The following is a 9,968-nucleotide window of genomic DNA, read 5'->3' as shown; positions in this document are numbered from 1 at the left end:
GGATCCGCAGACGGACCAGGAGGGCCGGGCGGGTCCACGGCTGGACCAGCAGGGCCTGGTGGACAACCGGCCGGCTCACGATCATCTGGCGACTCTCCTGTCGGCTCGGGAGCGCCCGGTCGAACCGCAGACGGACCAGGAGGGCCGGGCGGGTTCGCGGGATCCTCTGAAGCGGCGGGTGGGTTCGCGAGTGGGCCGAGGGCGGCCGGGCTGCCGTCGGGTGCCGGGGGCGGTGTTCCGGGTTCCGGGGCGGCCTCGTCGGAGGCGCCCGCGCCGCCCTTGCCGCAGCGGGAGCGGGGGCGTGGTCCGCTGGCCGGTGCCTCCGGGCCGACCGTCTCCGCGCGCGGGCCCGGCGGGCCTGACCCCGATCCGCCGACGGCGCACGTCTCGCCGCGCAAACCGCGGTTCCGGGCGACCCCTGCCGAGGACGCGCCCGAGTCCGACGACACCGGGAAGGGCGAGGCCACATGACCGCACTCCAGCAGCCCGCACGCGCCGAGGGCCCGCTGCGGCCACCGGCCCGTATCCCCTTCCCCGTCGTGGACGAGGTCGCCCGGCACTGCCTCCAGGAGGAGGAACCGGAGACGGTCCACATCGAGGTCCACCTCCCGGGGCGGCTGGACGAGGAACGGCTGCGTACCGCCTTCTCGGAGGCGTTGCGCCGGCATCCCCGGATCCTGATGCGGGAGGCGACTGGGCGGTGGTACCGGCGCCGGTACGAGTGGGAGCTGACGGCGGAGCCCGACCTGGACGTGGTGAGCTTTCCGGCGCCGGGGCGGGACGCGTTGCGGGATGCGCGGACCCGGGCGCTCACGGAGGCGCCGCCCTTGTCCCTTTCCCCGCCGATCAGATTGGAAGTGGTTCAGGGGGCGGGGCCTGTTGAAGGGAGCGAGGCCTCGGATGCGGTGGATTCGCCGCGTCCGGCCGGTGGGGGTTCGCGTGGGGGTGAGTCGCTTGCCCGCGCTCGCGGGGTGCCGCCTGCGCCCACCCGTGCCGCCCCAAGCGGCACGACTGCCCGCAGGCTGGGTGGGTCACAGGGCACCGTCCTCTTCCTCACCATCAACCACACCGCCCTCGACGGCCCCGCCTGCCTCCGAGTCCTCGCCACCGCCGCCGAACTCTACGGCGGCCAGGACAACTCCCCCGCCCGGGTGACCCCCGTCCGGACGACGCAAGCCCCACCGCAGGCCGACCGGACCCCGTCCAACTGGTCACCCCCCGCCCGGGTCGCCCCCGGCACCCCGGAACCCTCCCCCGGCAACGGAATGCTCGTCACCGAACTCCCCCTCCCGCACCGCCCCAAGGGCTCCCCCTACACCGTCAACGACCAGCTCATGGTCACCACCGCCCTGACCATCGCCCACTGGAACAGGGAACACGGCGCCCGCCCCCGCCCCCTGCGCATCACCATGCCCGTGGACGACCGCCCCCGAGACGCCACCATGCCCATCGGCAACGGCACCCGGCTGGTCGAAGTCCCCTTCAGTCCCGAGGAGTTGGCGGCCCACACCCCCGCCGAGATGCCGGCCCTGCTGCACCGCACCGCCACCCGCACCCGCGCGCTCAAGTCCCTCCCGCGCCCCCAGCTCGGCCACGGCGCCTCCCTCCTCACCACCCCATGGGCCCCCGTCGCCGTCCGCGCCGCCCTCACCCGCGGCCTGCGCAGAGCCGCCGCGCCCTGGACCTCCACGACCCTGCTCAGCAACATCGGCCGTATCCCCTACGCCCTGGACTTCGGCGAGGAGGCCGGCCGCGCGCACGCCGTGTGGTTCTCGGCGCCCGCCCGGGTGCCGCGCGGCCTGACCGTCACCACCGCCTCCACCGCCGGCCGCCTCCACCTCGCCCTGCGCTGGTCGCGGGCCCTGCTCAGCCACGGCGACGGCGCGCATCTGCGGGACCTCTTCGAGCACTATCTGCACTCCACGGAGGTGAGCCCGTGACGACGACCGCCACCCCGCCGCCCCCGAAGGACCTCCGCGCTTTCTACGAGAACCCCGCCGTCCCCGTCGCCTCCGGCACCCCCCGCAGCCGCCGCCAGGCCCGCATGCTCGCCGCGGCCCTGGGGCCGGCCGGCGACCGGCCCCGCACGATCCTCGACATCGGCTGCGGCGACGGCACCGCCGCGGCCACCGCCGCCCCCTTGCTGCCCGGCCACCGCATCATCGGCGTCGACTGGTCCCAGGACGCCCTGCGCAGGGCCCGCACCCGGATCCCGTACGCCGTGCGCGGTGAACTCACCGACGGCGGGCTCCCGCTGCGGGCCGGATCCGCCGACGCCGTGCTGTTCAGCGAGGTCGTCGAGCATCTCGTCGACCCGGACGCCGCCCTGGACGAGATCCGCCGCGTGCTGCGCCCCGGCGGCCACCTCATGCTCTCCACCCCGAACCTGGCCGCCTGGTACAACCGCGCCCTGCTGCTGGCCGGGGTGCAGCCGGTGTTCTCGGAGGTCAGCCTGCGAGGCATACACGGACGGCCGGGGAAGGAGGTCGTAGGGCATCTGCGGCTCTACACCGCCCGTGCGCTGCGGGAGTTCGTGGCGGCGTCCGGCTTTGAGGTCGTACGCCTCGCCGGGGCCCCCTTCCACGGCGTACCGCGTCCCCTGCGGCCGATCGACAAGCTGGCCTGTGCCCGGCCATCCCTCGCGTCGATCCTGCTGCTGCATGCCCGGAGGACGTAGCCATGTGGTGGGGAGTGGCCGCGGCCCTGATGGCGAACACCCTGTACAGCCTCGGTTTCGTCCTGGAGAAACGGGCGCTGACCGCACTTCCGCAGGTGAGCATCCGGCAGCCCGCGCGGCTGCTGCGGCTGGTGCTCGGCAGCCCGCTGTGGATCGGCGGCTCCCTCTCCCTCGCCGCCGGCTTCGGGGCGCAGCTCGTGGTCTACCGCACCCTGCCGATCGCCGCCGCGCAGGGCATCTTCGTCTCCGGGCTCGTCCTGCTGGTGCTGCTCTCCGCGCGGCTGCTGGGCGAGGAGACCAGCGGCCGGGAGCGGTACGCGCTCGGCGCGATCCTCGCCGCCCTGCTGATGGTCGTGCTGTCGCTGCGGGAAGGGCCCAATGGAGGGGAGACGGTCGGCCGGGCCGCGCCGTACCCGCTGATCCTGCTGGTGTGCGTGCCGTCGCTGGCGGCGGGCGTGTGGCTGTACAACTCCGCCGAGCGCAGGGCCCGGCACCGGCACCGGCTGCCGACGACCGGCGTCGAGTACGGGGTGGCGGTGGGGCTGCTGTACGGGGTCAGCTCGCTGGCCATCAAGGGCGTGTCCAGCTATCTGACGACGAGCGGGCTGGGGGGCGCCGTACTGGACCTGCTCCGCTCCCCGTACCCGTATCTCCTCCTCTTCACCGGCGCGTTCGGGCTGGTCATGTCGCAGGCGGCGCTGCAACGCTGCCGGGCCTCGCTGATCGTGCCGGTGTGCACGACGGTGACCTGTCTGTACACGGCCGTGCTCGGCACCCTGTCGTTCGGCGAGGCGCTGCCCGAGGATCCGCTGCGGCTGGCGCTGCGGGTCGCGGGTACGGCGCTCGCCCTGACCGTGCTGATGTCGATGCCGCGGCACGACCACCGCCCCGAGCCATCTCCGCAACCCTCCATCGGTGCCAAGGAGTTGACACCACCATGAAACCCGACGACCCGCTGCTGCAGATCCTGGCGTGTCCCCTCGACAAGGGGCCGCTGCACCTCGTCGTGCCGGACGACGCCCTGTACAACCCGCGCCTGCACCGCCGCTACCCGATCGTCGACGGCATCCCGCAGTTGCTGCCGGCCTCCGGGGAGCAGGTCTCCGACGACGAGCACGAGGAACTCCTCAAGCGGATGACCTCATGACGCTGGCCACGAGGATCGCCCCGCTGCTGCCCACCCGGCTGGTCGCCGCCGTCGCCCGGGCCGTCTACCCGCGCTTCGAGCCAGAGCTGGCGCGGCTGGCCGAGCTGTGCCCGGCCGGGTGCGGGACGGCCGTGGACGTCGGCGGCTGGTACGGCCCCTGGACGCGCCGGCTGGCCGGACGGGCCCGCCGGGTGGTGACCGTGGAGCCGGTCCCCCACCTGGCGCGGCTCCTGGCGGCGACGGCCCCGCCCAACGTCCGGGTCGTGCAGGCCGCCGCGGCCGAGCGCCCCGGTACGGCCCGGCTCTGGCTGCCGCCGCACGACGCGGGCGACCGCGGGGTGTCGTCGCTCGTCCGCCGCGACATCCACGGACAGGCGCTGCGCGTCGGCTGCGTCACCCTCGACGAACTCGGCCTCAAGGACGTCGGGTTCGTCAAGGTCGACGTGGACGGCAGCGAACTCGCGGTGCTGCGCGGCGCGACCGGCATCCTGGCCCGCGACCGGCCCGCCCTGTTCATCGAGCTGGAGTCCCGTATCCAGCCGATCGGCCCGGTGGTGACGTATCTGTCGATGCTCGGCTACGACGGCTGGGTGCTGCCCGGCGGCGACTGGGTGCCCCTGAACCGCTTCCCCCTGGAGGACCACCAGGCGGAGACCTCGTACGTGGCCGCCCAGGGCCTGCTGCGCCGGGTGCTGCCCTTCCCGGGCCCGCGGTACGTCAATTCCGTCCTCTTCCTTCCCGACGGCCGCCGCCCGATCGGCGACGATGGAGCACATGCCCTCAGGAAAGCCCCCCGCTAGCACCGGTGCCTTCACGCCGCTCCACTTCCAGCTGGTGCTGCTGCGCCGCATGGCCGACCACAATCCGGACCTGGTGGAGGACGCCCGCAGGGAGCTGGGCGCCTCCCTGGCCGAGATGCGCGAGGCGAACAAGCGCTGGCAGGCGATGGTCCGCTCACCGCGGGCACGCGGATCGGCGGCCCGGTACCGCTCGGTCCTGGGCCCGCCCGAGTCCTCCGTCCGCCGCAGGATCGGCGACCTGGACTGCGAGGCCCGGCTGTGGCCGGTCCCGCTCTGGCCCGACCTGCGCTTCGAGGTGCTGCTCGCCCCGAACGGCGCGGTCTGGAACGAATGGCTCGTCCGCGCCCCGGGAGCGCGGCCGCCGACCCTGCGCACCCTCACCGACCTCACCCCCTGGTCCTGCACGGTCGACGAGGCGGCCCGCGCCTTCGCCCCGGCCCGCCCACTGGAGGGCACGGCGCCCACCCGGTGGGGTCTGGCCTTCACGGCGCCGGACGGGGAGGGGGTGCGGCGGGAGGTGGTCGCCGAGTTCACGTGGGGGTTGCTGCAGCGGGTGGCGGTCACCGGCTGACAGGCTCCCGCCGACCCTCGCTCTTCGGCAGGGCTCGGCCGTCCAGGTGACAGTGACTGCGTTGCGGGGGCGTGCCCTGAGAACGCTGTTTACGGTCGGGAGCCATGGATCTGCCCAGCGGCACGGCCGCGCGCCACCGGGTTCTCGGTGTGCTGCTGCTGGCTCTGACGCTGCTGGGCTGCGCTTCCGGGGTGCCGGCGTCCCCCGGACCCTCGGATCGTGCGGTGGTGGCCTTCGTCGCGGTGTCCGGGTCCGGCGACGCGTCCGGCGACGGTTCCCACGGTGCGGGGCACGCCTGTGCGTCGCAGGACGAGCGGTGTCCGGCCGGCCGGTCCGAGCCGACCGCGCGTGCCGGTGACGTCGCCGGGGCGACCGGTGCGGCGCTGACCCCCGTCTGCTCAGGCGCTCGTCGGCCGTTCGTCCCGCAGCGCCGGGCGGCAGGTCCGGGCCGGTTCGCCCTGGGCGTCATCCGGACGTAGGACTCCCCCGGCGCCCGGCCACGCCCGGTCCCTGTCGGCCTGATCACTCGGGCTCGGCGGGCTCAGGGCGGGCCGAGGCTGCCGTTCCGCCGTTTCCCGCCCCCCGCCTCATGCCCTGTTCGCGAGGGGGTCCACCGTTCTTGAGGGAGTCCGCCATGCCTCAGCCGCCCCTGCCCGCACCGTCGACCGGTCCTGCCGGATCCGGTGGCCCGGGCCCGCTGCACGCCGTTCCGTTGACGCTTCGCTGCCGGGAGGCGTTCGCGGCACGCGCCCATGCCTGCGTGGGCATCAGCCCGTTCAACAGCCACTTCTCCGCCCCGCGCATCAGCCGTCTGGCGCGCTGGGCGCTCGGCGCCTTCAGCCGGGTGCACTTCTTCGTGCCGGACACCGCCGCCGCGTACACGCTCCAGGCGCTCGGATACGCCCCGGAGCGGGCGGCGTGGAAAGCGCGCCGCCAGGGCCAGTACGTACGCAACAAGATCGTGCGGGCGCTGACCGACGCCGGGGTGGCCGAGCCGCAGGCACATGTCCTGGACGGGCAGGCGCTGTCGGCGAACAGCGCCTACCTGGAGCTGCTGGGCGCCGTCGAGGACCGATACGGGCGGGACGCGGCCTTCGGCGAGGCGTGTCTGGCCGCGTCGGCGTGGACGTTGCAGCGGCGGCTGCCCGCCGGTCAGGCGGCCACCGCGGAGCAGTCGCGTACGGCGGTGCGGTACTTCCTGGCCGAGCTGCCGCTGTTCCTCGACACACCGCGCATCGTCGGCGCGCCCGCCTCGGTGTTCTGCTACCACCAGGTCCCGGCCTTCCTCGACGACCTGTTCCGGCACCGGCTGCCGCTCACGCCCGCCGCCGGGCAGGGCTATGTGCACCTGCGGGAGGAAGAGGAAGCGAAGTGACCGTGCCGGCACCGGATGGGATGCCGGAGCCGTGGGACCGCACCGGTACGCACTACGTACTATGTGGCTTGGGTTTTGGCGGAGGGAGGCAGCCCGGGATGCGGGGCTTCGGCGAGCTCGAGCAGGCGATCATGGATGTGGTGTGGGCCGAGAGCACGCCGCTGACCGTGCGCGAGGTGCTCGGGCGGCTCAACGGCGACCGGCCGCGGCCACTGGCGTACAACACCGTGCAGACGGTGATGGACATCCTGCGCCGCAAGGGCTGGCTCGACCGGACCAAGGACGGCCGCGCCTTCCGCTACCGGGCCACCAAGTCCCGTGAGGAGTACGCCGCCTCGCTGATCGACCAGGTGTGGGCCACCGGCGCCGACCGCACCGCGACCCTGGTACGGCTCTTCGACGCCATGGACGAGGCCGAGGTCGCCGAGCTGCGCGCCGCCCTCGCCGCCCGCCGGGCGGGAGACGGGGCGCCGGGGGCCGGCGTATGAGAACCGCGCTGCTGCTCCTCGGGTACGCCGCTGTGCTGGGGGCACTCGTCCCGGCCCGGCTGGCCCGGGCCGACTGGACCCGCCGGGCGCCCCGGCTGGCCATCTTGGCTTGGCAGGCGCTGACCGCCACGGTCCTCGTCTCGGTGGTGCTCGGCGGGCTGGCCCTGGCGGTGCCCACGCTGCCGGTCAGCGGCAACCTCGCCGACATGCTGCACGCGTGTGTGCTCGCGCTGCGCGCCCAGTACGCCGCTCCGGGCGGCGCCGCGGTCGCCGCGGCGGGTACGACGGTGGCCCTGCTCCTGGTGGGCCGGACCGGCTGCTGCCTGGCCGGGGCGCTGTGGCGGGCGCGGCGGGAGCGGACCCGGCACGCGCGGGCCCTGGCGCTGGTCGGCAGTGCGCGCCCGGATCTGGGGGTGACGGTGCTGGAGGACGAGCGCCCGGCGGCGTACTGCCTGCCGGGGCACGGCCACCGGATCGTGCTCACCTCGGCGGCGCTGGCCGCGCTCGCCCCGCACGAGCTGCGGGCGGTGATCGCGCACGAACGGGCGCACATCCGCCAGCGGCACCACCTGGTCCTCGCCTGGGCCGAGGCCCTGGAGCGGGCCTTCGGGCGCCTGGCGCCGTTCCGTACGGCGGCGGAGCAGACGCGGCACCTGGTGGAGCTGGCCGCCGACGACGCGGCGACCACGCGCTGCGATCCGCTGACGCTGGCCGGCGCGCTGGTCGGGCTGGCCGGCGCCAGGGCGGCGGGTGCGCCCACGGCGTCGCTGGCCGCGTCGGGCGGGCACGCGGCCGCCCGGGTACGGCGGCTGCTCGGTCCGCACCGGCCGCTGCGGAGGGGCGTGGCCTGGGCCGGTGCGCTGGCGGCGGGAGCCGTCCTCGCGCTGCCGTTCGCGCTGGCCGTCCAGCCCGCGGTGGCGACGGCGGGGATGGCCACCTGCCCGCTGCACGAGGCTCCGGTCTCCGCACCCGCCCCGTCACCCGTGGAACTCAGGGACTGAAGGGGTGGTGGTGGACATGGCCGACGCGGCTTCCGCTGCCGCCCGCCCTTGCCGTCCGCGCGCATCCCGTGCGCGGACGTTGCCGGTCCTGCTGGCAGGGGTCCTGTCGGTGCTGGTCGCGCTGACCCTGATGTGTTCCACGGCCCTTGCCACCGAACGGACCTCTGCCCATTCCTTGGGCTCGATGTCCGGCCACGGGCCCGTCTCCGTCTCCGTCCCGGCCAAGGACAGCCCGAGGCACACCGTCACGGCGACGGACCGGGAGGGAACCGCCTGCGACCGGTGCGCGAAGGAGGGCGGTCACCGGTGTGCCCCTCCGATCGACGGCTCGATCCTGCCCGGCTCGCATCAGTCCTGGCCGTGCGGCCAGGCGGAGCCGGGGACCGTCACGGGGCCGGACGCCCTACCGCAGTCCCGGACCGCCACGGCGCGCGGCCTTCCGTCACCCCGGGCACCTGATCTTCATCTTCTGCAACTGCTGCGGGTGTAGGCCCGCCGCCGGAGCCGGGGTCCGTCCACCGGCTCCGTTTCCGGCATGCCCATATGCACCCACCACAGCAGCAGAAGAAGAAGGACAACTCCATGAGCTCCAGGACGAAGGCCCAAAAGGGCTCCCAGAAGGCTTCCAGGACGAAGGCGGGCCAGAAGGCGGACCGCCGCGCGCGGATCGAGGAGATGCGCCGCGCCGAGCAGGCCCGCGAGAAGCGCAACCGGATCATCGCGATCACCGCCTCCGCCGTGATCCTCGCCGGCGTCGTCGGCGGCGGCTGGTACCTCCTCGACGCGGCTGACGAGAAGGAGAAGGCCAAGGCCGCCCCGGTGAAGGGCGAGAAGACCTGGTCCGACCTGGGCCGGGACCACGTGGACAAGGACGTGGACTACCCGATGAGCCCGGCCGCGGGCGGCGACCACAACCAGGTCTGGCTCAACTGCGACGCCCAGGTCTACACCGAAGAGGTCACCGAGGAGAACGCCGTGCACTCCCTGGAGCACGGCGCGGTCTGGATCACCTACAACGACAAGGCCACCGAGGCCGACGTCAAGGCGCTCACCGAGACCGTGAAGAAGACGTCGTACACCTTCCTCAGCCCCTACAAGGCCCAGTCCTCCCCGATAACGCTGACCGCCTGGGGCCACCAGCTCGGCGTGGACAAGGAGTCGGACCCGCGGGTCGCCGAGTTCCTGGACAAGTACGTCCAGGGTGCCCAGACGCCCGAGCCGGGCGCCGCCTGCAGCGGCGGGAGCATGCGGTGACCGGCACCTCCCGCACCCCCGCACGGTGGCTGCCCTACGCCGGGGCCGGCCTCGCCCTGCTGCTGGCCGTCCTCGCCCTGGTGGCGATGACGGCCTCCCGCGCGGACGCCACGGCTCCGTCCGCGGACTCGGCGGACGCCGGGTTCGCCCGGGACATGGCCGTCCATCACCAGCAGGCGGTGGAGATGTCGTTCATCGTCCGCGACCGCACCGACGACGAGGAGGTGCGCCGGCTCGCGTACGACATCATCAACACCCAGGCCAACCAGCGCGGCATGCTGCTGGGCCGGCTCGACGCGTGGGGGCTGCCGAAGTCCTCGCAGGACGAGCCCATGGCGTGGATGGGCCACGCCGTGGACTACGAGCCGCACGACGGCTCCCTGATGGAGGGCATGGCCACCGATGCGGAGCTGGACAAGCTGCGCAAGGCCGAGGGCAGGGACGCCGAGACGCTCTACCTGCGGCTGATGACCGACCATCACCGCGGCGGCGTGGACATGGCGCGGGGTGCCGCCGACTTGGCGGAGGATCCGGTCGTGGCCCGACTGGCCGAGGGGATGGTCCGCGGCCAGCAGTCCGAGATGAAGCTGATGGCCGACATGCTCGCCGACCGGGGCGCCGCCCCGCGGGGATGAGACCGGCCGCGCCCGAGAAC

General features: G+C 74.2%; 12 protein-coding genes. All 12 read left to right on the top strand.

Annotated elements, in window-relative coordinates:
• Positions 1–467: 467 nt before the first annotated feature.
• The 12 genes from ACP4J3_RS17265 (at position 468) to ACP4J3_RS17210 (ending at position 9,948) form a co-directional block, all read left to right on the top strand.
• On the top strand, positions 468–1,940 hold the full coding sequence (locus ACP4J3_RS17265; protein ID WP_426535201.1) for a condensation protein: 1,473 nt from the start codon (positions 468–470) through the stop codon (positions 1,938–1,940).
• Positions 1,937–2,677 carry a methyltransferase domain-containing protein gene (locus ACP4J3_RS17260; RefSeq protein ID WP_426535199.1) on the top strand — a complete coding sequence of 247 codons (741 nt, stop codon included), beginning with the start codon at positions 1,937–1,939 and terminating at the stop codon, positions 2,675–2,677. The genes ACP4J3_RS17265 and ACP4J3_RS17260 overlap by 4 nt, the downstream gene beginning before the upstream one ends.
• 14 nt (positions 2,678–2,691) lie before the next feature.
• On the top strand, positions 2,692–3,618 hold the full coding sequence (locus ACP4J3_RS17255; protein ID WP_426535221.1) for a hypothetical protein: 927 nt from the start codon (positions 2,692–2,694) through the stop codon (positions 3,616–3,618).
• A complete protein-coding gene (locus ACP4J3_RS17250) occupies positions 3,615–3,824 on the top strand; it encodes a Trm112 family protein (protein ID WP_426535197.1) in 210 nt (69 codons plus the stop codon). Before ACP4J3_RS17255 ends, ACP4J3_RS17250 begins: the two co-directional genes overlap by 4 nt.
• Positions 3,821–4,624: an FkbM family methyltransferase gene (locus tag ACP4J3_RS17245; protein WP_426535195.1), complete on the top strand. Its 804-nt coding sequence runs from the start codon at positions 3,821–3,823 to the stop codon at positions 4,622–4,624. Before ACP4J3_RS17250 ends, ACP4J3_RS17245 begins: the two co-directional genes overlap by 4 nt.
• Entirely contained in the window at positions 4,590–5,195 is a 606-nt protein-coding gene (locus ACP4J3_RS17240; RefSeq protein WP_426535193.1) for a hypothetical protein, read from the top strand. The genes ACP4J3_RS17245 and ACP4J3_RS17240 overlap by 35 nt, the downstream gene beginning before the upstream one ends.
• A 104-nt stretch (positions 5,196–5,299) precedes the next feature.
• Positions 5,300–5,674 (top strand): hypothetical protein, encoded by a 375-nt coding sequence (locus ACP4J3_RS17235; RefSeq protein ID WP_426535191.1) that lies wholly within the window; start codon positions 5,300–5,302, stop codon positions 5,672–5,674.
• A gap of 155 nt (positions 5,675–5,829) precedes the next feature.
• On the top strand, positions 5,830–6,570 hold the full coding sequence (locus tag ACP4J3_RS17230) for a tRNA-dependent cyclodipeptide synthase (protein WP_426535189.1): 741 nt from the start codon (positions 5,830–5,832) through the stop codon (positions 6,568–6,570).
• Between the two features lie 98 nt (positions 6,571–6,668).
• A complete protein-coding gene (locus tag ACP4J3_RS17225; protein WP_426535187.1) occupies positions 6,669–7,058 on the top strand; it encodes a BlaI/MecI/CopY family transcriptional regulator in 390 nt (129 codons plus the stop codon).
• Positions 7,055–8,059 carry a M56 family metallopeptidase gene (locus ACP4J3_RS17220; RefSeq protein ID WP_426535185.1) on the top strand — a complete coding sequence of 335 codons (1,005 nt, stop codon included), beginning with the start codon at positions 7,055–7,057 and terminating at the stop codon, positions 8,057–8,059. The genes ACP4J3_RS17225 and ACP4J3_RS17220 overlap by 4 nt, the downstream gene beginning before the upstream one ends.
• Positions 8,060–8,641: 582 nt before the next feature.
• Complete coding sequence (locus ACP4J3_RS17215; RefSeq protein WP_426535183.1) at positions 8,642–9,313, top strand: DUF3105 domain-containing protein; 672 nt, start codon at positions 8,642–8,644, stop codon at positions 9,311–9,313.
• Positions 9,314–9,399: 86 nt separating this feature from the next.
• Positions 9,400–9,948, top strand: coding sequence for a DUF305 domain-containing protein (locus ACP4J3_RS17210; RefSeq protein WP_426535217.1), 549 nt, complete (start codon positions 9,400–9,402; stop codon positions 9,946–9,948).
• The last annotated feature ends 20 nt before the right edge of the window (positions 9,949–9,968 follow it).

Source organism: Streptomyces sp. UG1, assembly GCF_049974585.1.
Taxonomy (GTDB): Bacteria; Actinomycetota; Actinomycetes; order Streptomycetales; family Streptomycetaceae; genus Streptomyces.
This window is presented reverse-complemented; position numbering and strand designations above follow the sequence as displayed.